This is a genomic window from Pseudomonas farris (assembly GCF_019145235.1).
Taxonomy (GTDB): domain Bacteria; phylum Pseudomonadota; class Gammaproteobacteria; order Pseudomonadales; family Pseudomonadaceae; genus Aquipseudomonas; species Aquipseudomonas farris.
The window spans coordinates 600,825-626,735 of the sequence record NZ_JAHSTV010000001.1 but is presented as its reverse complement, the minus strand read 5'-3'; the positions used below and the strand labels follow the sequence as shown (position 1 = coordinate 626,735).

Below are 25,911 nucleotides of genomic sequence, written 5' to 3'. Positions count from 1 at the left end.
GCGGGCTTGCTCGCGAAAGCGGTCATTCATTCAACATTGATGCTGACTGACTTATCGCCTTCGCGAGCAAGCCCGCTCCCACAGGGGGATTTGCGGTGTTTGGGGGAAGGGGGCGGGCATAAAAAAGGGAGGCCGCTGCGGGCCTCCCTTTTTCATTGCATCTTGCCGTTACAGGCTGGCAATCCGCGCATGTTGCTCGGCCAGCTTGCCCAAAGCCTGTTCAGCTTCAGCCAGTTTGGCGCGTTCCTTCTCGATGACTTCGGCCGGGGCCTTATCAACGAAACCGGCGTTGGACAGCTTGCCGCCGACACGCTGAACTTCGCCCTGCAGACGCTGGATTTCCTTGTCCAGACGAGCCAGTTCGGCGTCCTTGTCGATCAGGCCAGCCATTGGCACCAGCACTTCCATCTCGCCGACCAGTGCGGTGGCGGACAGCGGTGCTTCTTCGCCGGCCTTCAGAACGGTGATCGATTCCAGACGCGCCAGCTTCTTCAGCAGCGCTTCGTTTTCGGTGAGACGGCGCTGATCTTCGGCGCTGACGTTTTTCAGGAACAGGTTCAGCGGCTTGCCCGGACCGATGTTCATTTCGCCACGGATGTTGCGCGTGCCGAGCATCAGGCCCTTGAGCCATTCGATGTCGTCTTCGGCGCCTTGATCGATGCGTGCTTCGTTGGCCACTGGCCAAGGTTGCAGCATGATCGTCTTGCCTTCGATACCGGCCAGCGGCGCGACGCGCTGCCAGATTTCTTCGGTGATGAACGGCATGAACGGGTGCGCCAGGCGCAACGCGACTTCCAGCACTCGAACCAGCGTGCGACGGGTGCCGCGCTGACGTTCAACCGGTGCATTTTCATCCCACAGCACAGGCTTGGACAGTTCCAGGTACCAGTCGCAATACTGGTTCCAGATGAACTCGTACAAGGCTTGTGCGGCCAGGTCGAAACGGAACTGATCGAGCTGACGAGTCACTTCGGCTTCGGTGCGTTGAAGCTGCGAAATGATCCAGCGATCTGCCAGGGACAACTCATACGCTTCGCCGTTCTGACCGCAGTCTTCGCCCTTGTCCAGCACGTAGCGCGCAGCGTTCCAGATTTTGTTGCAGAAGTTGCGATAGCCTTCGACGCGGCCCATGTCGAACTTGATGTCGCGACCGGTCGATGCCAGCGAGCAGAACGTGAAGCGCAGGGCGTCGGTGCCATAGCTGGCGATGCCGTCAGCGAACTCGTCGCGGGTCTGCTTCTCGATCTTCTTCGCCAGTTTCGGCTGCATCATGCCGGAGGTGCGTTTCTGCACCAGTTCTTCCAGCTCGATGCCGTCGATGATGTCCAGCGGGTCCAGGACGTTGCCCTTGGACTTGGACATCTTCTGGCCCTGGCCATCACGTACCAGACCGTGCACATAAACGGTCTTGAACGGAACCTGCGGCGTGCCGTCTTCGTTTTTCACCAGGTGCATGGTGAGCATGATCATCCGGGCAACCCAGAAGAAAATGATGTCAAAACCGGTCACCAGCACGTCGGTGGAGTGGAATTTCTTCAGGAACTCGGTCTGCTCCGGCCAGCCGAGCGTGGAGAAAGTCCACAGGCCGGAACTGAACCAGGTATCCAGAACGTCGTTGTCCTGTTGCAGCGCAACGTCCGGGCCGAGGTTGTGCTTGGCACGCACTTCGGCTTCGTCGCGACCGACATAGACCTTGCCCGACTCGTCGTACCAGGCCGGAATCCGGTGGCCCCACCACAGCTGACGGCTGATGCACCAGTCCTGGATGTCGCGCATCCATGAGAAGTACATGTTTTCGTACTGTTTTGGCACGAACTGAATGCGGCCGTCTTCAACCGCAGCGATGGCGGGCTCGGCCAATGGCTTGGTGGAGACGTACCACTGGTCGGTCAGCCACGGCTCGATGATGGTCCCGGAGCGGTCGCCTTTCGGCACTTTCAGGGCGTGATCGTCGACGCTGACCAGCAGGCCGGCGGCTTCGAACGCTGCCACGATCTGCTTGCGCGCTTCGAAGCGATCGAGGCCGGCGTATTCGGCCGGGATCTTGCCGTCGATGCTTTCGTTAAGCGTGCCGTCGAGGTTGAACACCTGACAAGCCGGCAGCACGTGGGCGTTTTTGTCGAAGATGTTCAGCAGCGGCAGGTTGTGGCGCTTGCCGACTTCGTAGTCGTTGAAATCGTGGGCCGGGGTGATTTTCACGCAACCGGTGCCGAATTCAGGATCGCAGTAATCGTCGGCGATGATCGGGATGCGGCGGCCAACCAGCGGCAGCTCGACAAAATTGCCGATCAGGGCTTTGTAGCGTTCGTCGTTCGGGTTAACCGCCACGGCGGCATCGCCGAGCATGGTTTCCGGGCGAGTGGTCGCGACGATCAGGTAGTCGTTGCCTTCAGCAGTTTTGGCGCCGTCGGCCAGCGGGTACTTCAGGTTCCACAGGAAACCTTTCTCGTCGTGGTTTTCCACTTCGAGGTCGGAAATCGCCGTGTGCAGCTTGGTGTCCCAGTTGACCAGACGCTTGCCGCGGTAGATCAGACCGTCTTCGTGCAGGCGCACGAACGCTTCTTTAACCGCTTCCGAGAGGCCGTCGTCCATGGTGAAGCGCTCACGGCTCCAGTCCACGGACGAGCCGAGGCGGCGGATCTGACGGCTGATGTTGCCGCCGGACTGATCCTTCCATTCCCAGACTTTCTCGAGGAATTTTTCGCGGCCCAGATCGTGGCGATTCTGGCCTTGGGCTTCGAGTTGGCGCTCCACCAGCATTTGCGTGGCGATACCGGCGTGGTCGGTACCCGGCTGCCACAGGGTGTTGCGACCCTGCATGCGGCGGAAACGGATCAGGGCGTCCATGATCGCGTTGTTGAAGCCGTGACCCATGTGCAGGCTGCCGGTGACGTTCGGCGGCGGGATCATGATGGTGTAGGACTCGCCCGCGCCTTGCGGGGCGAAGTAATTCTCAGACTCCCAAGTGTTGTACCAGGAAGTTTCAATGGCGTGCGGCTGGTAGGTCTTATCCATGCGCGGCGGGACCCTATTGGCATTTATTCAGGAAAAGCCGGCAAGTATAGCGAGGCATGGGGCGTAGGGCGAGCGGGTGCAGACAGGGCGCTTGATCAATTACAGCTCAGATGAAATGTGGGAGCGAGCCTGCTCGCGATGCAGGCGCCGCGGTCTATCAGGAAACCGAGGTGATGCTATCGCGAGCAGGCTCGCTCCCACAGGGGGGGGTTATTCGTACTGGCTGAGCAACCGTTCCATCCGCGCATCAAGACGGCGTTTGATTTCGGTTTCGATGTGCGGGGCGAAGTCGTCGATCACGTCTTGCATGATCAATAGCGCGGCGGCACGCAGTTCGCTGTCCAGGTGCAGCAGGGCGTCGGGGCCTTTGCTGGCGGCAGGCGACGGTTGCGCGGCTGGGGCGGGTGGCGGTGTCGCTTCGACCGGCTGCGGCGCATTGCCGACCGTGTCGAACAGCATGGGGATCTGTTCCTGATCACCTTCAATGACCGTGTCGGTCAGCAAGGGCGGTTGCAGGTTGTCATCACCGAGCAGTTGGCGGATCGACTCGAGGTCATCCAGCAGATGCGCGGAATTTTGCTGCGGTTTTGGAGTGTCCATCGGAATGCTCAGAGTCGCTGTAAACGGTGATCTTGCAGAGGATAGCCCTGTTCGCGGTAGAAACGGAAACTCTCCCGCGCAGCCGAACGAATCGTCGGATCTTCCACCACCACTTCCGCCACGCGGGCGAACTGTTTGGCAAATACCGGGACTTTCAGGTCCAGATTGACCAGCAGATCCTGATGCTGACCGCAGTCATCGCCAAGGCCCAGGACAATCAAACCCTCCGGCTCGCTTTCGGCGGGACCGTGGGGCACGAAGCTTTCGCCCTTGAAGGCCCACAAGCGCGCGTCGAGGTCATCACGCTGGGCGGCATCGCTGCAGTGCAGGTAAATGCGGTGGCCCATGCGCCAGGCTTTTTCGGTGAGCTTGCAGGCGAAATCCAGCCGTGCAGAAGGATCGGCGCTGGGCAGGATATAGAAGTCGACTTTGGTCATTGCGGTTCCTGAGCCCTGAGGGCGTCACTGGAAAGTGACGCCCTCAGGGTCATCGGTTTCAGGCTTTGGCGCGGTCCAGCAGGTATTGGGTCAGCAGGGGAACCGGGCGGCCAGTGGCGCCCTTGTCCTTACCGCCGCTGGTCCAGGCCGTGCCGGCGATGTCCAGGTGCGCCCAGTTCAGGTTCTTGGTGAAACGCGACAGGAAGCAGGCAGCGGTGATGGTGCCGGCTTTCGGGCCGCCAATGTTGGCGATGTCGGCGAACGGGCTGTCCAGCTGCTCTTGATATTCATCGAACAGCGGCAGTTGCCAGGCGCGGTCGTCGGCGGATTGGCCGGCGCTCAGCAGTTGACCGATCAGCTCGTCGTTGTTGCCCAGCAGGCCCGAGGTGTGAGAACCCAGTGCGACGACACACGCGCCGGTCAGGGTGGCGATGTCGATCACCGCTTGCGGCTTGAAGCGTTCGGAGTAGGTCAGAGCATCGCACAGCACCAGGCGGCCTTCGGCATCGGTGTTGAGGATTTCCACGGTCTGGCCGCTCATGGTGGTGACGATGTCGCCCGGGCGCGAAGCGTTGCCGCTCGGCATGTTCTCGGCGCAGGCCAGGATGCACACCAGGTTGATCGGCAGTTTCAGCTCAAGCACGGCACGCAGGGTACCGAACACGCTGGCGGCGCCGCCCATGTCGTACTTCATTTCATCCATGCCGGCGCCCGGCTTGAGGCTGATGCCGCCGGTGTCGAAGGTGATGCCTTTGCCGACCAGTGCGTACGGCTTCTCGGATTTCTTGCCGCCGTTGTATTGCATGACGATCAAGCGCGGCGGCTGGGCGCTGCCTTGGCCAACGGCGTAGAAAGAGCCCATGCCCAGGTCCTTGATCTTCTTCTCATCGAGGACTTCGACTTTCAGGCTCTTGAATTCTTTGCCCAGGTTCTTGGCTTGTTCGCCCAGGAATGTCGGGTGGCAGATGTTTGGCGGCAGGTTGCCCAGATTGCGGGTGAAGGCCATGCCATTGGCGATCGCAGTGGCGTGGGCCACGGCGCGTTCGACTTCAGCCTGTGCTGCCTTGATGGTCACCAAGGTGACTTTCTTCAAGGAGAGCGGGTCGGCTTTCTGGCTCTTGAACTGGTCGAAGGTGTACTCGCCATCCACCAGGGTTTCGGCCAACAGACGAGTCTTGCCATAGCTGTCGCGGCCTTTGACCACGACTTCGTCCAGGGCCAGCACTGCATCGCTGCCGCCCAGGCCTTTAAGGGTGTTGAGGATACCGGCGATGATTTTGCGGAACGGGCGATCGCCCAGCTCTTCATCCTTGCCCACGCCCACCAGCAACACGCGCTCGGCCTTGAGGTTAGGCAGGCTGTGCAGCAACAGGCTCTGGCCGACTTTGCCGGCCAGGTCGCCGCGCTTGAGCACGGCACTGATGGTGCCACCGCTCAGCTCGTCGAGTTGTTTGGCAACGGCGCCGAGTTTGCGGCCCTCGCCGACGGCGACCACCAGCGTGGCGGTCTTCAACGTTTCCGGGCTAACGCTTTTTACAACCAGTTCCATGTCTGGGTCCCTGAATTAATGGTCAAAGTGCGCGACGCGCAGAGTCTTGCTTATAAGTAGAAAGACGCAGGTGCAGTGCCAGCGACAAAGGCCGCAGTTTGAACCTCGCTACCGGCGCCTGACAACCCTCGGTCGTGCGAACTTCGGTGGTTCAGGTGTCTGCTTGAGCGTGCGCAGTGACAGGCGCACCCAATCACAGGATAATGCGCCATCTTTTTCGGCGGCTCTGCTCTGCGGGCCGACCGATACGTTTGTTTGTTTGGCCGCTTAGCCTGACAACCCTGGAGTGTCTGGTTTGATTGTCTTCCGTTATCTATCCCGCGAAGTCCTGTTGACCTTGAGCGCCGTCAGCGCCGTGCTGCTGGTCATCATCATGAGCGGACGCTTCATCAAGTACCTCGCCCAAGCGGCCTCTGGCCTTCTGGATCCGGGTTCGCTGTTCCTGATCATGGGTTTCCGTCTGCCGGGTTTCCTGCAGTTGATTCTGCCTTTGGGGCTGTTTCTCGGCATCCTGCTGGCCTACGGTCGTCTGTACCTCGACAGCGAAATGACCGTGCTGTCCGCCACTGGCATGAGCCAGCAGCGACTGTTTCGCATCACCCTGTTTCCGGCCACGCTGGTTGCTCTGGTGGTGGCATGGTTGAGCCTGAGCCTGGCGCCACAGGGTGCCAACCAGTTCCAGTTGCTGCTGAACAAACAGGACGCACTGACTGAATTCGATACCCTTGAGCCAGGCCGCTTCCAGGCCTTGCGCGACGGTACTCGGGTGACCTATACCGAAACGCTGTCGGATGACCGCATCAACCTCGGCGGCGTATTCATTTCGCAGAAGAACATCAATTCCGATAAGAAGGATCGTGGAATTTCCGTGTTGGTGGCCGAGAAAGGGCGCCAGGAAATTCGCCCCGACGGTAACCGCTATCTGATTCTCGACAACGGCTACCGCTACGACGGTAATCCGGGGCAGGCCGACTACCGTGCCATCAAGTACGACGAGTACGGCGTATTGCTGCCTAAGCCGGACGTCAGTGACGAAGTCACCGATCGTGACGCGATGACCACCCGCTCCCTGTTGGGCAGCGATGACATCCGCTCGCGCACCGAACTGCAATGGCGTCTGTCTCTGCCGTTGCTGGTCTTCATCGTGACCCTGATGGCGGTGCCGCTGTCGCGGGTCAACCCGCGTCAGGGCCGTTTCCTCAAGCTGCTGCCGGCGATTCTTCTTTATATGGCTTACCTGACCATCCTGATTGCCGCTCGCGGCGCCCTCGAAAAGGGCAAGATCCCGGCGGCATTGGGCTTGTGGTGGGTGCATGCGATCTTCCTGGCCATTGGCCTTGGCTTGCTGTATTGGGAGCCGTTGCGCTTGAAGATGGCGAGTCGCCGCAGTGCGCTGGAGGTGGCCCGTGGATAAGCTCGATCGCTACATCGGTAGCAGCGTGTTCGTCGCGATCCTGGCAGTGCTGGGGATCATCCTCGGTCTGGCAACGCTGTTTGCCTTCATCGATGAAATGAGTGAGGTCAGCGATACCTACACGCTGATGGATGTCCTGAGCTACGTGCTGCTGACCGCTCCACGCCGTCTGTACGACATGTTGCCGATGGCGGCGCTGATCGGTTGCCTGATCGGCCTCGGCAGCCTGGCCAGCCACAGCGAACTGACCATCATGCGCGCTGCGGGCGTGTCGTTGGGGCGGATCGTCTGGGCTGTCATGAAGCCGATGCTGCTTTTGATGGTGGTGGGGTTGGTGATTGGCGAATACGTCGCGCCGGCCACGGAAGTCACCGCTCAGGCCAACCGCTCGCTGGCCCAAGGCAGTGGCGACGCGCAAAGCGCCAAGCACGGTCTATGGCACCGTCAGGGTGACGAGTTCATTCACGTCAACTCTGTGCAACCCAACGGTCTGCTGTATGGCGTGACCCGTTATCGCTTCGACGATCAACGCCACATGCTGTCTTCGAGCTTCGCCAAGCGCGCGGAATTCGACACGGATCACTGGCAACTGAGCGATGTCACGACCACGTTGTTCCATGAAAAGAACACCGAAGTGGTGACGACCCCGGTGGAGCGTTGGGAAGTAGCCCTGAGCCCGCAACTGCTGAGCACCGTGGTGATGGCGCCTGAATCACTGTCGATCACCGGTCTGTGGAGTTACATCCACTACCTGGCTGACCAGGGCCTGAGCAACGGTCGGTACTGGCTGGCATTTTGGGTCAAGGTGTTGCAGCCGCTGGTGACCGCCGCATTGGTGCTGATGGCGATTTCCTTCATCTTCGGCCCGCTGCGTTCGGTGACCCTCGGTCAGCGGGTGTTTACCGGTGTGCTGGTGGGCTTCACCTTCCGTATCGTCCAGGATTTGTTGGGGCCTTCGAGCCTGGTATTCGGTTTCTCGCCGCTGTTTGCGGTGCTGGTACCGGCCGGTGTCTGTGCCCTGGCCGGGGTCTGGTTGTTGCGCCGGGCCGGTTGATCGCGGGTTATTCCCGACATTGCTTGTCACTCAAAACGCCCCTGTCGCAAGACCGGGGCGTTTTTGTACGCGCCGTCTGACCTGCGAACGTGACGCTTGCGCCGTGGATCAGGTACAATTCCCGGCTATTTTTCGGCGGGCTATGCCTGCAGCCTTTTTGAGTGTTGATCCGTGAGTGATTTGAGTCATATCCGCAATTTCTCCATCATCGCCCACATTGACCATGGCAAGTCGACGCTGGCCGATCGCTTCATCCAGATGTGCGGCGGCCTTGCCGAGCGTGAAATGGAAGCCCAGGTACTGGACTCCATGGACCTGGAGCGTGAACGCGGGATCACCATCAAGGCCCATAGCGTCACCCTTTATTACACCGCTCGCGATGGCATCAAGTACCAGCTGAACTTCATTGACACCCCGGGCCACGTTGACTTCACCTACGAAGTCAGCCGGTCGCTGGCGGCCTGTGAAGGTGCATTGCTGGTGGTCGATGCCGGTCAGGGCGTTGAGGCGCAGTCGGTTGCCAACTGCTATACGGCGATCGAGCAGGGCCTGGAAGTCATGCCAGTCCTGAACAAGATCGACCTGCCACAGGCCGATCCGGACCGCGTCAAAGAAGAAATCGAAAAAATCATCGGCATCGATGCCACCGATGCGGTCGAGTGCTCTGCCAAGACTGGCCTGGGCGTCGACGAAGTGCTCGAGCGTCTGGTAACCACGATTCCTGCGCCGACCGGCAACTACGAAGATCCGCTGCAAGCGTTGATCATCGACTCCTGGTTCGACAACTACCTGGGCGTTGTGTCCCTGGTACGCGTGCGTCACGGTCGTGTGAAGAAGGGCGACAAGATTCTCGTTAAATCCACCGGCAAGATCCACCTGGTGGACAGCGTCGGTGTCTTCAACCCGAAACACACCGCCACCGTTGACCTGAAGGCCGGCGAAGTGGGCTTCATCATTGCCGGTATCAAGGACATTCACGGTGCACCGGTCGGTGACACCCTGACCTTGAGCTCCACGCCAGACGTTGACGTGCTGCCAGGCTTCAAACGCATTCAGCCGCAGGTGTACGCCGGTCTGTTCCCGGTCAGCTCCGACGACTTCGAAGATTTCCGTGAAGCGCTGCAAAAGCTCACGCTCAACGACTCCTCCCTGCAGTACACCCCGGAAAGCTCCGACGCCCTGGGCTTCGGCTTCCGTTGCGGGTTCCTCGGCATGCTGCACATGGAAATCATCCAGGAGCGCCTGGAGCGCGAGTACGACCTGGACCTGATTACCACGGCGCCGACGGTAATTTTCGAGCTGTTGCTGAAAACCGGCGAAACGATTTACGTCGATAACCCGTCGAAGCTCCCGGACCTGTCGTCGATCGAAGACATGCGTGAACCGATCGTGCGGGCCAATATCCTTGTGCCGCAAGAGCACCTGGGTAACGTCATTACCCTGTGTATCGAAAAGCGTGGCGTGCAGCACGACATGCTGTTCCTCGGCACTCAGGTCCAGGTGACCTACGATTTGCCGATGAACGAAGTGGTTCTGGACTTCTTCGATCGTCTGAAATCCACCAGCCGTGGCTATGCTTCGCTGGATTACCATTTCGACCGTTATCAATCAGCTAATCTGGTGAAACTGGATGTGCTGATTAACGGTGACAAGGTCGACGCCCTGGCGCTGATCGTGCACCGCGACAATGCGCACTACAAAGGTCGCCAGTTGACCGAGAAGATGAAAGAACTGATTCCGCGCCAGATGTTCGACGTCGCGATCCAGGCCGCCATCGGCGGGCAGATCATTGCGCGGACTTCCGTCAAGGCACTCAGAAAGAACGTATTGGCCAAATGCTACGGTGGCGACGTCAGCCGTAAGCGCAAGCTGTTGGAAAAGCAGAAGGCCGGTAAAAAACGCATGAAGCAGGTCGGTAACGTGGAGATTCCACAAGAAGCCTTCCTTGCAGTGCTCAGGTTGGATAGTTAGGTCCTATGTCACTAAATTTCCCGCTGTTGCTGGTCATCGCCGTGTTCGTCTGCGGCCTGTTGGCGTTGCTCGATCTGCTGTTCCTGGCGCCACGGCGCCGGGCTGCCATTAACTCTTACCAGGGTAGCGTCAGCCAGGCTGACATGGTGGTGGTCGAGAAACTGAACAAAGAGCCGCTGCTGGTCGAATACGGCAAGTCGTTCTTCCCGGTGTTGTTCATCGTGCTGGTGCTGCGTTCGTTCCTGGTGGAACCGTTCCAGATTCCTTCCGGCTCGATGAAACCGACCCTGGACGTCGGCGACTTCATTCTGGTGAACAAATTTTCTTACGGGATCCGCCTGCCGGTGATCGACAAGAAAGTCATCGAAGTCGGTGATCCGCAGCGCGGCGATGTGATGGTGTTCCGCTACCCGAGCGATCCGAACGTCAATTACATCAAGCGTGTGGTGGGCCTGCCGGGTGACCAGATTCGCTACACCGCGGACAAGCGTCTGTTCGTCAACGGTGAGTCGGTTGCCGAACAACTGGTCGGCTCCGAGCCGGGCACGTTGGGCAGCGCCGAACTCTACAAGGAAAAACTCGGCATCGCCGAGCACCTTATCCGCAAGGAAATGAGCCGCTACCGCGCAGCGCCGGATCGTTCGTGGACCGTGCCTGCCGGGCACTACTTCATGATGGGCGACAACCGCGACAACTCCAACGACAGTCGCTACTGGGATGATCCGAGTATTCCCAAGGATCTGCTGGGCATGGTTCCCGACAAGAATATTGTCGGCAAGGCCTTCGCAGTCTGGATGAGCTGGCCGGAACCCAAACTCAGTCACCTGCCGAATTTCTCGCGGGTTGGCCTGATCAAGTAATCACACGCGGCGCTGTTGAACACAGCGCCGAATGCATTTCTGGAGTCGGCATAATCGGCGACAGAAGCATGAAAACAACGATATTCAGGACGTTATTTTTGAACACAGCGTTAATTGTCCCAAGCCTGCGCCGCACCACGGCGATGGCGGTGGAATCCAGCCACGAACTCAGCGTGGGTAAACCGTGAGCGTCTCCTTAAGCCGTCTAGAGCGTCAGCTCGGCTACACCTTCAAAGACCAGGAGCTGATGGTCCTGGCCCTGACTCACCGCAGCTTTGCCGGGCGCAACAACGAACGCCTGGAGTTCCTCGGTGATGCCATCCTCAACTTCGTCGCTGGCGAGGCGCTGTTCGATCGCTTCCCGTTGGCCCGCGAAGGCCAGTTGTCGCGTTTGCGCGCCCGCTTGGTGAAAGGTGAGACCCTGGCCGTGCTGGCCCGTGGTTTCGACCTGGGCGAATACCTGCGCCTGGGCTCTGGCGAATTGAAAAGCGGTGGTTTCCGTCGCGAGTCGATTCTGGCCGATGCCCTGGAAGCCCTGATCGGTGCGATCTATCTGGACGCCGGCATGGACATGGCGCGCGAGCGCGTGCTGGCTTGGCTGGCCGGGGAGTTCGAAGGCCTGACGCTGGTCGACACCAACAAAGATCCGAAAACCCGCCTGCAGGAATTCCTGCAGTCCCGTGGTTGTGAGCTGCCGCGTTACGAAGTGGTGGATATCCAGGGTGAGCCGCATTGCCGGACGTTCTTCGTCGAATGTGAAATCATCTTACTGAATGAAAAAAGCCGAGGTCAGGGTGTGAGCCGTCGTATTGCCGAACAGGTAGCGGCCGCCGCAGCACTGATTGCCCTGGGCGTGGAGAATGGCCATGACTGATTCAACCGCAACTCGCTGTGGCTATGTTGCCATCGTCGGCCGTCCCAACGTGGGCAAGTCCACGCTGCTGAACCACATTCTGGGTCAGAAACTGGCGATCACCTCGCGCAAGCCGCAGACTACCCGTCACAACATGCTCGGCATCAAGACCGAAGGCGCCGTTCAGGCGATCTATGTCGACACCCCTGGCATGCACAAGGGGGGCGAAAAGGCCCTGAACCGTTACATGAACAAGACCGCTTCGGCGGCGTTGAAAGACGTCGACGTGGTGATCTTCGTGGTTGACCGCACCAAGTGGACCGACGAAGACCAGATGGTCCTCGAACGCGTACAGTACGTGACCGGCCCGCTGATCGTGGCGCTGAACAAGACTGACCGTATCGAAGACAAATCCGAGCTGATGCCGCACCTGAGCTGGTTGCAGGAGCAGCTGCCGAACGCGCAGATCATGCCGATCTCGGCCCAGCACGGGCACAACCTGGACGCGCTGGAACGAGTGATCGCCGAGCACCTGCCGGAAAACGATCACTTCTTCCCGGAAGATCAGATCACTGACCGTAGCAGCCGCTTCCTCGCCGCCGAATTGGTGCGCGAGAAAATCATGCGCCAGTTGGGCGCCGAGCTGCCGTACCAGATCACCGTGGAAATCGAAGAGTTCAAGCAGCAGGGCAAAACCCTGCACATTCATGCGTTGATCCTCGTCGAACGTGACGGCCAGAAGAAAATCATCATTGGCGACAAGGGCGAGCGCATCAAGCGCATCGGCACCGAGGCGCGCAAGGACATGGAGCTGCTGTTCGACTCCAAGATCATGCTCAACCTGTGGGTCAAGGTTAAGGGCGGCTGGTCCGATGACGAGCGTGCATTGCGTTCGCTGGGTTATGGCGACCTGTAAACCGTTTGGCAGCACATAGATCTACTGTGGGAGCGGGCTTGCTCGCGAAGAGGATGTAACATTCAGCATTGATGTTGACTGTTACACCGCTTTCGCGAGCAAGCCCGCTCCCACATTGGTTTTGGGTTGTTTTTAAAACTGCGCTCCGTCATTGAGAACCCTGACTCCATGTCTCAAGCCCCCATCGGCCAAGCCGCCTACGTCCTCCACAGCCGCGCCTACCGCGAAAGCAGTGCGCTGGTGGATTTCCTTACGCCGCAAGGTCGGCTGCGGGCGGTGTTGCGTAGCGCGCGGGGCAAGGCCGGGACATTGGCGCGGCCGTTCGTGCCGCTCGAAGTCGAGTTTCGGGGGCGGGGTGAACTGAAAAACGTCGGCCGCATGGAAAGTGCCGGTGTTTCTACCTGGCTCAACGGCGAGGCGCTGTTCAGCGGCCTCTACCTCAACGAACTGCTGATCCGTCTGCTGCCCGCCGAAGACCCTCATCCCGCAGTTTTCGATCACTACGCCGCGACCTTGCTCGCCCTGGCGGAAGGCCGTCCGCTGGAGCCTTTGCTGCGCTCCTTCGAATGGCGTTTGCTCGACGACCTCGGCTACGGCTTTGCGTTGAATACCGACATCCATGACGACCCCATCGCGCCGGACGGCCTCTATCGCTTGCAAGTGGATGCGGGTCTGGAGCGGGTCTATCTGCTGCAACCGGGTCTGTTCAACGGCACCGAACTGCTGGCCATGGCCGATGCCGACTGGTCCGCACCCGGAGCGCTGTCCGCTGCCAAGCGCCTAATGCGTCAGGCATTGGCCGTTCATCTGGGCGGTCGTCCTCTGGTCAGTCGCGAGTTGTTCCGCAAGCCATAGTTTCGCAAGCCACAGGAACTGTTGATGCTTGCGTCAACAGACCCAAGCTCCCCGTGTATGCTGTGCACCGAACTTTCCCTTATTTCAGGAGCGCTTCCGTGACCACCAGCAATCGCATTCTTCTTGGCGTGAACATCGACCACGTTGCCACCCTGCGTCAGGCCCGGGGTACTCGTTACCCGGATCCGGTCAAGGCAGCGCTGGACGCGGAAGAGGCGGGCGCTGATGGCATCACCGTGCACCTGCGCGAAGACCGCCGGCACATTCAGGAGCGCGATGTGCTGCTGCTCAAGGATGTGCTGCAAACCCGCATGAACTTCGAAATGGGCGTCACCGAAGAAATGATGGCGTTCGCCGAACGCATCCGCCCGGCACATATTTGCCTGGTTCCGGAAACCCGTCAGGAGCTGACCACCGAAGGCGGTCTGGACGTGGCAGGGCAGGAGGCGCGGATCAAGGCAGCGGTGGATCGCCTGACGAAGATCGGCTGTGAAGTGTCGCTGTTCATCGACGCAGACGAGCGGCAGATCGAAGCGTCCCGCCGTGTCGGTGCACCGGCCATTGAATTGCACACCGGGCGTTATGCGGACGCCGAGACGCCAACCGAAGTCGCTGAAGAGCTCAAGCGCGTGGTCGATGGCGTGGCATTCGGTCTGGCCCAGGGGCTGATCGTCAACGCCGGTCACGGCCTGCACTATCACAACGTCGAAGCTGTTGCGGCGATCAAGGGCATCAACGAGTTGAACATCGGCCATGCGCTGGTGGCCCACGCGTTGTTCGTCGGGTTCAAGTCGGCGGTATCGGAGATGAAAGCGCTGATTCTGGCTGCCGCCAAAGCTTAAAAGCCAAACACAAAACCAATGTGGGAGCGGGCTTGCTCGCGAATGAGGTGTGGCAGTCGACAGAGATGCTGAATGTTGAACCGCCTTCGCGAGCAGGCTCGCTCCCACATTTGATGGGTGGTGGCTGTTAGAGCGGCGGGGTTTCCTGGCTCGGCTTGGTCTTGTCGACCCCCGGCACATGCAGGTTGCCCTCGGCGACCTGATTGCCTTCCAACTGCGGCTGCGTGACCCATGTCAGGATGTCGTAGTAACGACGAATGTTCGCCACGAAGTGCACCGGCTCGCCGCCCCGGGCGTAGCCGTAACGGGTTTTGCTGAACCATTTCTTCTCGGACAGGCGCGGCAGGATTTTCTTCACGTCCAGCCACTTGTCCGGGTTCAACCCTTCCTTGGCCGCCAGTTTGCGCGCGTCATCCAGGTGACCGCTGCCGACGTTGTAGGCTGCGAGCGCGAACCACGTACGATCCGGCTCCTGGATCGACTCGTCCAGTTGCTCCTTCATATAAGCCAGGTACTTTGCGCCGCCCATGATGCTTTGCTTGGGGTCGAGGCGATTGGACACGCCCATGGCTTGCGCCGTGTTCTGGGTCAGCATCATCAATCCGCGCACGCCGGTCTTGGACGTGACCGCCGCTTGCCACAGCGATTCCTGATAACCGATCGCCGCCAACAAGCGCCAGTCGACTTTCTCTTTCTTGGCGTACGTCTTGAAATGCTGTTCGTACTTGGGCAACCGCTGCTGCAGATGCTGGGCGAAGGTGTAGGCGCCCATGTAACCCAGTACGTCGACGTGCCCGTAATAGCGGTCTTTGAGGCGTTGCAGGGTGCCGTTTTTCTTCACCTTATCAAGGTAGGTGTTGATCTCGTTTAGCAGGCTGTTGTCTTCGCCGGCGGCCACGGCCCAGCTCTGATTGCTGGCGTCACCGAGATCGAAGGCGACCCGCACTTTGGGGAAGTACACCTGGTTCATCGCGACTTCGTTGGAGTCGACCAGGGTCAGATCGATCTGGGCTTCGTCGACCATGCGCAGCAAGTCGACGACTTCAACCGCGTCGGACTCTTCGTATTCAATGCCGGGATATTTCTTTTTCAGCTCTGCCAATTGCTCGGCGTGGGTGCTGCCCTTGAGCACCATGATCTTCTTGCCGACCAGATCGCCTGCGTCGGTCGGCCGTGACTGGCCGTTGCGGTAGATGATCTGTGGGGTGACTTCGAGGTAAGAGTGGGAAAACCGCACCTGCTGTTTGCGTTGCTCGCTGCTGACCAAGCCGGCAGCAGCCAGCACCGGGCCATTGGGCTTGCCCACCTGACTGAACAGGTCATCGAGGTTGTCGGCGGTTTCGATCTTGAGTTCGACCCCCAGATCGTCGGCGAAGCGCTTCACCAGCTCGTATTCGAAGCCGGTTTCACCGTTGCGATCCTGAAAGTAGGTGGCGGGACTGTTACGGGTAACCACCCGCAGCACGCCATCCTCCTTTACGCGCTCCAGCGTGTTGGGTTTATCAACACAGCCACTGAGCACCAGGAAGAGTCCGGTTGCGATCAGCCATTTGGCATACCGCGGACGCAAAGCCGTTGGGGAAAACATCTGCGCAGTATACGCAAAGGACCACGAGCGCCATATCTCGACAGCGAAGGGCTTGTCTGCTAGAGAGTCTAAAACCCGCTTGGAGCCCGCAGGAATGGGCCCGAACAGCATTTTGTGACAGAAAAAATAACCCGCGGCGCGCGCCTGTTTCGGGCTCGAATACCCGGCCCGACGTTCGGGTGCAGCCGTGCGTACCGTTTCGGGTGCTGTCGCGGGCGGTTTAGGCTAGAATGCACGGCCTCAAAGCACACCCCTTCCCGAGGCTGTCCCGAAGATGTTGATCCTGCGCGGCGCTCCTGCCCTTTCTGCCTTTCGCCACAGCAAACTCCTTGAGCAACTGAGCCAGAAGGTTCCGGCTGTCAGCGGCTTGTATGCTGAATTCGCTCACTTCGCCGAAGTTACCGGCGTCCTGACCGGCGACGAACAGCAGGTGCTCGCGCGCCTTCTGAAGTACGGCCCAAGCGTTCCAGTACAAGAGCCAACCGGTCGTCTGTTTCTGGTGTTGCCACGTTTTGGCACTATCTCGCCGTGGTCCAGTAAAGCCAGCGACATCGCTCGCAACTGCGGCCTGACCAAGATCCAGCGCCTGGAGCGCGGTATCGCGTTCTACGTCGCCGGCCAGTTCAGCGATGCCGAAGCGCAGCTGATCGCAGGCGCGCTGCATGACCGCATGACCCAGATCGTATTGGACAACCTTGAACAAGCCGCCGGCCTGTTCAGCCACGCCGAACCCAAGCCCCTGACCGCGATCGACGTGTTGGGCGGCGGCCGCGCCGCGCTGGAAAAAGCCAACACCGAACTGGGCCTGGCCCTGGCCGAAGACGAGATCGACTACCTGGTCGCAGCCTTCGTCGGCTTGAAGCGCAACCCGCATGACATCGAACTGATGATGTTCGCCCAGGCGAACTCCGAGCACTGCCGTCACAAGATCTTCAACGCCAGTTGGGACATCGACGGTCAGAGCCAGGAAAAAAGCCTGTTCGGCATGATCAAGAACACCTATCAGATGCACAGCGAAGGTGTTCTGTCGGCTTATAAGGACAACGCCTCGGTAATCGTCGGCTCCGTTGCCGGCCGTTTCTTCCCGGACCCTGAAACCCGTCAGTACGGCGCGGTGCAGGAACCGGTGCACATCCTGATGAAAGTCGAAACTCACAACCACCCGACCGCGATTGCCCCGTTCCCGGGCGCGTCCACCGGTAGCGGCGGTGAGATTCGCGACGAAGGTGCAACCGGTCGCGGCGCCAAGCCAAAGGCTGGCCTGACCGGTTTCACCGTGTCCAACCTGCAGATCCCGGGCTTCGAACAGCCGTGGGAAGTGCCGTACGGCAAGCCTGAGCGCATCGTTACCGCGCTGGACATCATGATCGAAGGCCCACTGGGTGGCGCCGCGTTCAACAACGAATTCGGCCGTCCGGCCCTGACCGGCTACTTCCGTACCTTCGAACAATCGATCACCACCCCGCGTGGCGACGAAGTTCGCGGTTACCACAAGCCGATCATGCTGGCCGGCGGCATGGGTAACATCCGTGCCGAACACGTACAGAAAGGCGAGATCACCGTTGGCTCCAAGCTGATCGTGCTCGGCGGCCCGGCAATGCTCATTGGCCTGGGCGGCGGCGCTGCCTCTTCCATGGCCACCGGCACCAGCTCGGCGGATCTGGACTTTGCATCCGTACAGCGCGAAAACCCGGAAATGGAGCGTCGCTGCCAGGAAGTTATCGACCGTTGCTGGCAGTTGGGTGACAAAAACCCGATCAGCTTCATCCACGACGTCGGCGCGGGCGGTCTGTCCAACGCCTTCCCGGAATTGGTCAACGACGGCAACCGTGGCGGTCGCTTCGAACTGCGCAACATTCCAAACGACGAGCCGGGCATGGCCCCGCACGAAATCTGGAGTAACGAATCCCAGGAACGCTACGTCCTGGCAGTCGGCCCGGCGGACTTCGAACGCTTCCAGGCGATCTGCGAACGTGAGCGTTGCCCGTTTGCCGTGGTCGGCGAAGCCACTGCTGAACCGCAACTGACCGTGACCGACAGCCACTTCGGCAACAGCCCGGTGGACATGCCGCTCGAAGTGCTGCTGGGCAAAGCCCCGCGCATGCACCGTTCGGCCGTTCGCGAAAACGAGCTGGGCGACGATTTCGATCCGTCGACCCTCGAGATCGCCGACTGCGTCGAGCGCGTTCTGCATCACCCGGCCGTGGCCAGCAAAAGCTTCCTGATCACCATCGGCGACCGTACCATCACTGGCCTCGTGGCCCGTGATCAGATGGTCGGCCCGTGGCAGGTTCCGGTGGCCGACGTTGCCGTCACCGCCACCAGCTTCGACGTCTACACCGGTGAAGCCATGGCCATGGGCGAGCGTACTCCGCTGGCTCTGCTGGACGCTCCGGCGTCGGGCCGCATGGCCATCGGCGAAACCCTGACCAACATCGCGGCGTCGCGCATCGCCAAAATCTCCGACATCAAACTGTCGGCCAACTGGATGTCCGCCGCCGGTCACCCGGGTGAAGACGCGCGTCTGTACGACACCGTGAAAGCAGTCGGCATGGAATTGTGCCCGGACCTCGGCATCACCATTCCGGTAGGCAAGGACTCCATGTCCATGGCCACCCGCTGGAACGACGAAGGCGTCGACAAGACTGTGACTTCGCCGATGTCGCTGATCGTGACCGGTTTCGCGCCCGTGGCTGACATCCGTCAGACCATGACCCCGCAACTGCGCATGGACAAGGGCACCACCGACCTGATCCTGATCGACCTCGGTCGCGGTCAGAACCGCATGGGCGCTTCGATCCTCGCTCAGGTTCACGGCAAACTCGGCAAGCAGGCCCCGGACGTCGATGACGCCGAAGACCTGAAAGCCTTCTTTGCCGTGATCCAGGGCCTCAACGCCGACGGTCACTTGCTGGCTTACCACGACCGTTCCGACGGTGGTCTGCTGACCAGCGTGGTGGAAATGGCCTTCGCCGGTCATTGCGGCCTGAGCCTGAACCTCGACGGTCTGGCAGAAACCTCCGCCGACATCGCCGCGATCCTGTTCAACGAAGAACTGGGCGCTGTGATCCAGGTTCGCCAGGACGCCACTCCAGACATCCTCGCGCAGTTCAGTGCTGCTGGCCTGGGTGACTGCGTGTCGGTGATCGGTCAGCCGATGAACAACGGCCAGATCAGCATCACTTTCAACGGCGACACCGTGTTCGAAGGTCAGCGTCGTCTGCTGCAACGTCAGTGGGCTGAAACCAGCTACCAGATCCAGCGTCTGCGTGATAATGCCGACTGCGCCGAACAAGAGTTCGACGTGCTGCTGGAAGAAGACAACCCGGGCCTGAGCGTCAAGCTCAGCTACGACGTCAATCAGGACGTCGCCGCGCCTTACATCAAGAAAGGCATCCGCCCACAGGTTGCCGTGCTGCGTGAGCAGGGCGTCAACGGTCAGGTGGAAATGGCGGCCGCGTTCGACCGCGCCGGTTTCAACGCGATCGACGTGCACATGAGCGACATTCTGGCCGGTCGTGTCGACCTGAACGAGTTCAAAGGTCTGGTGGCTTGTGGCGGTTTCTCCTACGGCGACGTATTGGGTGCCGGCGAAGGCTGGGCCAAGTCCGCGCTGTTCAACAGCCGCGCTCGCGATGCCTTCCAGGGCTTCTTCGAACGTAACGACAGCTTCACCCTCGGCGTGTGCAATGGTTGCCAGATGATGTCCAACCTGCACGAGCTGATCCCGGGCAGCGAGTTCTGGCCGCACTTCGTGCGTAACCGTTCCGAACAGTTCGAAGCTCGCGTGGCGATGGTACAGATCCAGGAGTCGAACTCGATCTTCCTGCAGGGCATGGCCGGTTCGCGCATGCCGATCGCCATCGCGCACGGCGAAGGCCATGCAGAATTCGTCAGCGAAGAAGCGTTGCTGGAAGCCGATCTGTCGGGTTGCGTGGCAATGCGTTTCGTCGACAACCACGGCAAGGTCACCGAAAACTACCCGGCCAACCCGAACGGCTCGCCGCGCGGGATCACCGGTTTGACCAGCCGTGACGGTCGCGTGACCATCATGATGCCGCACCCGGAGCGTGTATTCCGCGCCGTGCAGAACTCGTGGCGTTCGGAAGACTGGAACGAAGACGCACCTTGGATGCGTATGTTCCGTAATGCTCGCGTCTGGGTTAACTAAGCGCCGTGTACAAGCTCAGTTTTTTTGTTCCGGCCAGTCATGTCGAGGTGGTCAAGAGTGCTGTGTTCGCTGCCGGTGGCGGGCGAATCGGGGCTTATGATCACTGTGCGTGGCAGGTGTTTGGGTTGGGTCAGTTTCGTCCACTGGATGGCAGTCAGCCGTTTATTGGCGAAGCGGGGCAGGTCGAGCAGGTTGAGGAATGGAAGGTTGAGCTTGTGGTCAGCGATGAGTTGATTCGGGCGGTGGTGGTGGCTCTGAAAGAGAGCCATCCCTATGAGACGCCGGCTTACGAGGTATGGCGGTTGGAGGATTTCTGATCTTCCTGACTGCTGAAATGAGAAACCCGCTGAAAGTGATTTCAGCGGGTTTTTTGTTGGCTGCGATTTAGGGCGTGGCGGCCTTAAAGCCGACCAATCTCTCTCAGACATACGCCGGCTCACTTGTAGGAGCGAGGCTTGCCCGCGAAGACGGCCTCACAGCCGATCAATCTCCCCCAGATCTGTGGGAGCGAGCCTGCTCGCGATGGCGGCCTCACAAGCAACGATGTTTATCGGTCAGCCAAAACATCAGAACCTTCCCACAAGTCTTTCAGGTTGTGCGTCGGAAGTGGGCTCTCTAACCTTTAGCTGTCGCTGCCAATTCAGCGACCGGGACTGCAAGCCCGCCGATAGTTTGTTAGGCACCTCTAAGCGCACCTATAATCGTTGCGCTTAGATTAATGGTCATCGATTTATGGTGGCTGTGTGCGGGAGATCTCCGGGTCTGCCGAGGTTGCCTAATGACTTTGGTCTTGCAGGCCCGCACACAGCTGCCACCCATCATCTGCAAGTGATGCTGGTAGCTCCGACTTTTCATTAGGAGTTACACAATGATCAAAGACAGCCAAAATCCTCCAGAAACAGACGTAGAAACAGACGTAAAAGATGTAGAAGCAAACATGGAAAACGAATCCGTTTCCCCCTACGCCTGCCTCAATTCCAAAAAACTCCACGACGCCGCAATCCGTGCACTCGATCACTATCTCGTGCCACCTTCCCGGAAGAAGGCCAAAGCCGGCCAGCGTCCAAGCACGATCTTCGTCGTCGCGCCCAACGTAGATTCCGAAACCCTGCTGGCCCATGCCTGTGAAACCCTGGCTTCGGCGAATGTCATGGCTAGCGAGTTGGCGTTCGATCTGACCGGGCCGGCGTGCAATCTGGCATTGGGGATTCAGCAGATGATTTCTCTGGCGGAGTTGTCGGTGAATCGTGTGCTGGATCATCTGGACCCGCAGGTGTAGCACGATAAAAAAAGCCCGCTGGACCTGTGACGGTCAGCGGGCTTTGAGATTTGTGGTGTTCGTGAGGGCCTCTTCGCGAGCAAGCCCGCTCCCACATTTTGACCGAGTCGGTCACAATAATTACGAACGCCGCCGATTTACTGTGGGAGCGGGCTTGCTCGCGAAAGCCGACTCTCAGCCGCCAAAAATCTAAACCCTGGCACTCACCTCACTGCGATTAACCAATGCTTCCAGCGCACAACTCAAACTCGCTGCCTTGTCGCCAATCAGCAAATGCCAAACCCCACCGTCCAACTGACTGACCCCCAGGCAACCAAGTACTTTCAACTGACCCTCCGACAACGCCTTGCCATCCGCCAGTTGCAGCCGAATCCGGGTCATGGCCACGCAATCCATTTGCAGCACATTGTCGCCACCGCCCAGGGCCTTCAGCCATTGCTGGGCTTCTGTATCTGCCACGGCGGCAGGTTCTGGTACGTCGACAACGGCAGCGGGGGAGGCGATAACCGCTCGCCCCAACGCCGGCATCGCCAACCGGATTTCATCGGCAATGCTGTCGGCCATCGGCCCGACCACCACTTGCAAACTCCCGCCTTTACCTGGGCGCACAACCGCCATCGCACCCAGCGCTTTCAAATCAACGTCGGACACTTTGTTGCGATCCACCATATCCAGCCGCAACCGAGTGGTGCATGCACCCACCGTGATCAAATTCTGCGCACCACCCAGCGCCTTGATGTAAGCCCCGGCGCGCTCATTCTCGGCGACCACCACCTTGTTGCCAGTCGGCACATCTTCACGCCCCGGCGTCTTCAAATTGAATCGACGAATACAGAAATCAAATACAACGTAGTAGATCACTGCATATGCGAGCCCCACCGGAACCACCCGCCAGCCATTGGTGGATTCACCCCAGCCCAGAACCATGTCGATGAAGCCGCCTGAGAACGTAAAGCCCAGGTGAATGTTCAGCAGATTGGTGACGGCCATCGACAACCCCGTCAGAAGCGCGTGAAGCAAAAACAGCATCGGCGCGAGGAACATGAAGGCGAATTCGATCGGTTCCGTCACGCCCGTCAGAAACGAGGTGAGGGCCATGGAGAGGAAAATCCCGCCCATGACTTTGCGCCGTTCCGGCAGGGCGTTGCGGTACATCGCCAGGCAGGCGGCGGGCAGGCCGAAGATCATCATCGGGAACATGCCGGTCATGAACTGGCCACCTTTAGGATCGCCGGCAAAGTAGCGCGACAGGTCGCCTGTCACTAGAGCTCCCGTGGTCGGGTCGGTGAAGTTGCCGAACACGAACCACGCCATGTTGTTGAGAATGTGGTGCAGGCCGGTGACGATCAGCAGGCGGTTGAACACGCCGAAGACGAAAGCACCGAAGCTGCCGCTCTCCATCATCAATGCGCCGAAGCCATTGATGCCGTGCTGGATCGGCGGCCAGATGAACCCAAACACGACGCCCAGGCCGACGGCGGCGAACCCGGTGACGATCGGTACAAAACGCCGTCCGCCGAAGAACGCCAGGTACTCCGGCAACTTGATGTCTTTGAAGCGGTTGTACAGTGCGCCGGCCATCAGGCCGCTGACGATCCCGGCGAGCATGCCCATGTTGATGCTCGCATCGAGCACTTTGAGGGTGGAGATCATCACCAGATAGCCAATAACCCCGGCCAGGCCTGCGGTGCCGTTGTTGTCTTTGGCGAAACCGACCGCGATGCCGATGGCGAAGATCAATGCCAGGTTGGCGAAGATCACCTGACCTGCGTCGTGGATGATCGCGATGTTCAGCAGGTCGGTGTCGCCGAGGCGCAGCAGTAACCCGGCAATCGGCAGGATCGCGATCGGCAGCATCAGCGCACGACCGAGGCGCTGCAGGCCTTCGATGAAGTATTGGTACATGGCGGATCTCCCAGGGTTCTTGTTGTTTTTAGTGGCTGTTGTTCAGCTCAGCGGCCATTGCTGGTGACAAGCGTGACGCACCGCGCTGGCGCTGCTCAGCTTGAGCAGGTCCTGGCTGATGCGTCGGCATTGGGTAGCATCGAGGTGGCGGACGCGGTCCTTGATTTCCCCGATTTGCACCGGGCTCACTGACAACTCGCTGACCCCCAGGCCAATCAATACGGGCGTGGCCAACGGATCGGAAGCGAGGGCGCCGCAGACGCCGACCCAACGGTTATGCACCGCCGCACCGGTGCAGGTTTGGGCGATCAGTCGCAGCAATGCCGGGTGCAGCGCATCGACCCGCGAGGCGAGGCCGGCGTGGTCGCGGTCCATGGCCAGGGTGTATTGGGACAAATCGTTGGTGCCGATCGACAAGAAGTCCGCGTGTTCGGCCAGTTGCTCGACCAGCAATGCGGCGGCCGGGACTTCGATCATCACGCCCAGCTCCGGGCGTTGGATCAGGCCGAGTTCGTCGCACAACGCATCGAGACGCTGGCGGATGTGCAGCAGTTCGTCGACTTCGGTGACCATCGGCAGCAGAATCCGACAGCGCGACAGCGGGCTGACCTGCAGGAGCGCGCGCAGTTGCTGATCCAGCAGTTCCGGGCGGACTTGAGCCAGACGAATGCCGCGTAATCCGAGCACCGGATTCGCTTCGACCGGAAGCGGTAAATAGTCGAGTTGCTTGTCGCCGCCGACGTCGATGGTGCGGATGATCACCGACTTATCACCCATGGCATCGAGCACAGCTTGATAGGCGACGCGTTGTTCCTGTTCGTCCGGCGCTGTGTTGCGGTCCACAAACAGAAATTCGGTGCGCAGCAGGCCGACGCCGTCCGCACCATTGGCCAGAGCATCGGCCGCTTCAGCACTGGAAGCGACATTGGCGGCGACTTCGATTTGCAAACCATCAAGTGTCAGTGCCGGGGTATGAGCCTGAGACTGTTGAAGCGCACGACGTTGTTGATGATCGAGTTGCGCCTGATGCACCTCGGCCAGGCGCTCGGCGTTGGGCGTCAGTTCGAGACGTCCGCCGTCGGCATCCAGCACCACCGCTTGACCTTGCACCTGATCCAGCAGCGTCGAACCCAGTGCAACCATGCACGGCAAGCCTTTCCCGCGAGCGAGAATTGCCACATGGGAAGTCGCGCCGCCCTCGGCCATGCACAACCCGGCCACACCTTGCTGGCTCAGTTGCAGCAGGTCGGACGGGGTCAGTTCATGGGCCGCGACGATGGCGCCGGCCGGCACGTCGTACTGCCAGGTTTCACCGAGCAGGGCGCGCAGCACGCGCTGTTTGAGATCGCGCAGGTCGTTGGCGCGTTCGGCCAGTAGCGGGCTGCCGAGTTGCTGAAGCACCTCACACTGCACGTCGATGGATTGGCTCCAAGCGTGAGTCGCGGCGGTGCCGTGGTCGATGGATTGATAAGCCGCATCAAGCAGCGCCGGGTCTTCGAGCAGCGCCAGGTGCGCGGCAAAGATGGCTTCTTCGTCGGTATTCTTGTGCTTCTTCGCTTGGGCCAGAGTGGCGTCGATGTCGCTGCGCACCCCAGTCAGTACGGTGTCCAGACTTTGCCGTTGTTGCTCGGGATCATGATTGCCGGCATCCATTGGCAGGCTGATCGAGTTCAGACGAAATAACGGCCCAGCCACCAGACCGGGAGCTGCGCACACGCCATGCAACACACCCGCTTCGGCAGGGCGATTGCGTTGGACCATCGGTGCTGGCGCAGCGGCGTGACTGTCTTCGGCCAGGGCTGTGGATAACGCCGCCAACAGGGCTTGCAGCGCGGCCTCGGCGTCCGGTCCCTGGCAGCTGACCCTGATTTCATCCTGCTCACCGACGGCTAGCGCCATCAGGCCGATCAAACTGTCGCAGGCCGCCGATTTGCCGGCGAAGTGCAGCCGGGATTTGCTCGTGAACTGTTGGGCGGTCTGGCGGATCAGCGCGGCAGGCCGGGCGTGCAGGCCGCCGCGATGGGCGACATGAATATGCCCCTGAACCTCGATGCCGACGACCCCAATGTCGATCTGCACACCGTTGGCCACTTTCGGCACGATGTGCAGCAGCGGATCGCCAACCTTCACCGATTTCAGCGTTATCGGCCGCGCCTGAAAGTCCTGGCTGTTGGTCAGGATCATCAGGCTGACCAGGCTTTTGCACTGCTGCGCGACCTGGTCCAGGTCATAACGCAACAGCGGCTGGCCATTGCTGACGCGCGCACCTTCCTTGACCAGCATCGAGAAACCGACGCCCTGTAACTCGACCGTATCGAGGCCCAAGTGCAGCAGCAACTCGGCGCCGTTATCGGCGCGCAAGGTGATGGCGTGGCCAGTGCGGGCGACGTGGGTCACGACAGCTTCACAAGGCGAGTACAGGGTGTCGTTCAGCGGATCGATGGCGATCCCGTCGCCCATCGCGCCGCTGGCGAATACCGGGTCCGGGACTTTGGCAAGTGTGAGCACCGGGCCGCTGAGCGGGGCGCTGAGGGTCAGCTCTTTATTGTTGTTGTGCATGGCTCGGTCTCATCAATAAAAACTACGGTTCAGACTTGTCATT

General features: G+C 60.1%; 18 protein-coding genes. 11 read left to right on the top strand and 7 right to left on the bottom strand.

Features of this window, described 5'->3' with window-relative positions:
• Positions 1–168: 168 nt before the first annotated feature.
• From KVG95_RS02780 to KVG95_RS02765, 4 genes are all read right to left on the bottom strand, one after another.
• Positions 169–3,015: a valine--tRNA ligase gene (locus tag KVG95_RS02780; protein WP_217854420.1), complete on the bottom strand. Its 2,847-nt coding sequence runs from the start codon at positions 3,013–3,015 to the stop codon at positions 169–171.
• A gap of 210 nt (positions 3,016–3,225) precedes the next feature.
• Positions 3,226–3,615 (bottom strand): DNA polymerase III subunit chi, encoded by a 390-nt coding sequence (locus KVG95_RS02775; RefSeq protein WP_217854419.1) that lies wholly within the window; start codon positions 3,613–3,615, stop codon positions 3,226–3,228.
• A gap of 8 nt (positions 3,616–3,623) precedes the next feature.
• Complete coding sequence (locus KVG95_RS02770) at positions 3,624–4,052, bottom strand: DNA polymerase III subunit chi (protein ID WP_008072051.1); 429 nt, start codon at positions 4,050–4,052, stop codon at positions 3,624–3,626.
• A 58-nt stretch (positions 4,053–4,110) separates the two neighbouring features.
• Entirely contained in the window at positions 4,111–5,601 is a 1,491-nt protein-coding gene (locus KVG95_RS02765) for a leucyl aminopeptidase (RefSeq protein WP_217854418.1), read from the bottom strand.
• Positions 5,602–5,896: 295 nt separating this feature from the next.
• Here KVG95_RS02765 and lptF point away from each other — a divergent pair, with 295 nt between their 5' ends.
• The 8 genes from lptF (at position 5,897) to pdxJ (ending at position 14,366) form a co-directional block, all read left to right on the top strand.
• Positions 5,897–7,015: an LPS export ABC transporter permease LptF gene (gene lptF, locus KVG95_RS02760; RefSeq protein ID WP_217854417.1), complete on the top strand. Its 1,119-nt coding sequence runs from the start codon at positions 5,897–5,899 to the stop codon at positions 7,013–7,015.
• Complete coding sequence (lptG, locus tag KVG95_RS02755; protein ID WP_217854416.1) at positions 7,008–8,069, top strand: LPS export ABC transporter permease LptG; 1,062 nt, start codon at positions 7,008–7,010, stop codon at positions 8,067–8,069. The genes lptF and lptG overlap by 8 nt, the downstream gene beginning before the upstream one ends.
• 171 nt (positions 8,070–8,240) lie before the next feature.
• On the top strand, positions 8,241–10,040 hold the full coding sequence (lepA, locus tag KVG95_RS02750) for a translation elongation factor 4 (RefSeq protein WP_052966249.1): 1,800 nt from the start codon (positions 8,241–8,243) through the stop codon (positions 10,038–10,040).
• 5 nt (positions 10,041–10,045) lie between these two features.
• Positions 10,046–10,900, top strand: a complete 855-nt coding sequence (lepB, locus tag KVG95_RS02745; protein ID WP_217854415.1) for a signal peptidase I — start codon at positions 10,046–10,048, stop codon at positions 10,898–10,900.
• 184 nt (positions 10,901–11,084) lie between these two features.
• Entirely contained in the window at positions 11,085–11,774 is a 690-nt protein-coding gene (rnc, locus tag KVG95_RS02740; RefSeq protein ID WP_052966248.1) for a ribonuclease III, read from the top strand.
• Positions 11,767–12,669 carry a GTPase Era gene (era, locus tag KVG95_RS02735; RefSeq protein WP_008073130.1) on the top strand — a complete coding sequence of 301 codons (903 nt, stop codon included), beginning with the start codon at positions 11,767–11,769 and terminating at the stop codon, positions 12,667–12,669. Before rnc ends, era begins: the two co-directional genes overlap by 8 nt.
• Positions 12,670–12,837: 168 nt before the next feature.
• Positions 12,838–13,524, top strand: a complete 687-nt coding sequence (recO, locus tag KVG95_RS02730; RefSeq protein ID WP_217854414.1) for a DNA repair protein RecO — start codon at positions 12,838–12,840, stop codon at positions 13,522–13,524.
• Positions 13,525–13,622: 98 nt separating this feature from the next.
• Positions 13,623–14,366, top strand: coding sequence for a pyridoxine 5'-phosphate synthase (gene pdxJ, locus KVG95_RS02725; RefSeq protein ID WP_217854413.1), 744 nt, complete (start codon positions 13,623–13,625; stop codon positions 14,364–14,366).
• A 127-nt stretch (positions 14,367–14,493) separates the two neighbouring features.
• On the opposite strand, the gene mltF is transcribed toward pdxJ, so the two are convergent.
• On the bottom strand, positions 14,494–15,954 hold the full coding sequence (mltF, locus tag KVG95_RS02720; protein WP_217854412.1) for a membrane-bound lytic murein transglycosylase MltF: 1,461 nt from the start codon (positions 15,952–15,954) through the stop codon (positions 14,494–14,496).
• Between the two features lie 274 nt (positions 15,955–16,228).
• Here mltF and purL point away from each other — a divergent pair, with 274 nt between their 5' ends.
• From purL to KVG95_RS02705, 3 genes are all read left to right on the top strand, one after another.
• Positions 16,229–20,125, top strand: coding sequence for a phosphoribosylformylglycinamidine synthase (gene purL, locus KVG95_RS02715; RefSeq protein WP_217854411.1), 3,897 nt, complete (start codon positions 16,229–16,231; stop codon positions 20,123–20,125).
• Positions 20,126–20,130: 5 nt separating this feature from the next.
• Positions 20,131–20,442 (top strand): YqfO family protein, encoded by a 312-nt coding sequence (locus KVG95_RS02710; RefSeq protein WP_038981681.1) that lies wholly within the window; start codon positions 20,131–20,133, stop codon positions 20,440–20,442.
• Positions 20,443–20,993: 551 nt separating this feature from the next.
• Positions 20,994–21,404 (top strand): DUF6124 family protein, encoded by a 411-nt coding sequence (locus KVG95_RS02705; protein WP_217854410.1) that lies wholly within the window; start codon positions 20,994–20,996, stop codon positions 21,402–21,404.
• A 189-nt stretch (positions 21,405–21,593) separates the two neighbouring features.
• Here the strand turns inward: KVG95_RS02705 and nagE are convergent, their stop codons facing one another.
• Together nagE and ptsP are read right to left on the bottom strand one after the other, a co-directional pair.
• Complete coding sequence (gene nagE, locus KVG95_RS02700) at positions 21,594–23,309, bottom strand: N-acetylglucosamine-specific PTS transporter subunit IIBC (protein ID WP_217854409.1); 1,716 nt, start codon at positions 23,307–23,309, stop codon at positions 21,594–21,596.
• A gap of 42 nt (positions 23,310–23,351) precedes the next feature.
• Positions 23,352–25,868 (bottom strand): phosphoenolpyruvate--protein phosphotransferase, encoded by a 2,517-nt coding sequence (gene ptsP / locus KVG95_RS02695; RefSeq protein ID WP_217854408.1) that lies wholly within the window; start codon positions 25,866–25,868, stop codon positions 23,352–23,354.
• Between the last annotated feature and the right edge of the window lie 43 nt (positions 25,869–25,911).

Coding starts and splice junctions, on each gene's coding strand:
- nagE (WP_217854409.1), bottom strand. CDS start 23,309: ATGTACCAATACTTCATCGAAGGCCTGCAGCGCCTCGGTCGTGCGCTG.
- KVG95_RS02775 (WP_217854419.1), bottom strand. CDS start 3,615: ATGGACACTCCAAAACCGCAGCAAAATTCCGCGCATCTGCTGGATGAC.
- era (WP_008073130.1), top strand. CDS start 11,767: ATGACTGATTCAACCGCAACTCGCTGTGGCTATGTTGCCATCGTCGGC.
- ptsP (WP_217854408.1), bottom strand. CDS start 25,868: ATGCACAACAACAATAAAGAGCTGACCCTCAGCGCCCCGCTCAGCGGC.
- KVG95_RS02770 (WP_008072051.1), bottom strand. CDS start 4,052: ATGACCAAAGTCGACTTCTATATCCTGCCCAGCGCCGATCCTTCTGCA.
- mltF (WP_217854412.1), bottom strand. CDS start 15,954: ATGTTTTCCCCAACGGCTTTGCGTCCGCGGTATGCCAAATGGCTGATC.
- KVG95_RS02780 (WP_217854420.1), bottom strand. CDS start 3,015: ATGGATAAGACCTACCAGCCGCACGCCATTGAAACTTCCTGGTACAAC.
- lepB (WP_217854415.1), top strand. CDS start 10,046: ATGTCACTAAATTTCCCGCTGTTGCTGGTCATCGCCGTGTTCGTCTGC.
- recO (WP_217854414.1), top strand. CDS start 12,838: ATGTCTCAAGCCCCCATCGGCCAAGCCGCCTACGTCCTCCACAGCCGC.
- KVG95_RS02705 (WP_217854410.1), top strand. CDS start 20,994: ATGATCAAAGACAGCCAAAATCCTCCAGAAACAGACGTAGAAACAGAC.
- KVG95_RS02765 (WP_217854418.1), bottom strand. CDS start 5,601: ATGGAACTGGTTGTAAAAAGCGTTAGCCCGGAAACGTTGAAGACCGCC.
- purL (WP_217854411.1), top strand. CDS start 16,229: ATGTTGATCCTGCGCGGCGCTCCTGCCCTTTCTGCCTTTCGCCACAGC.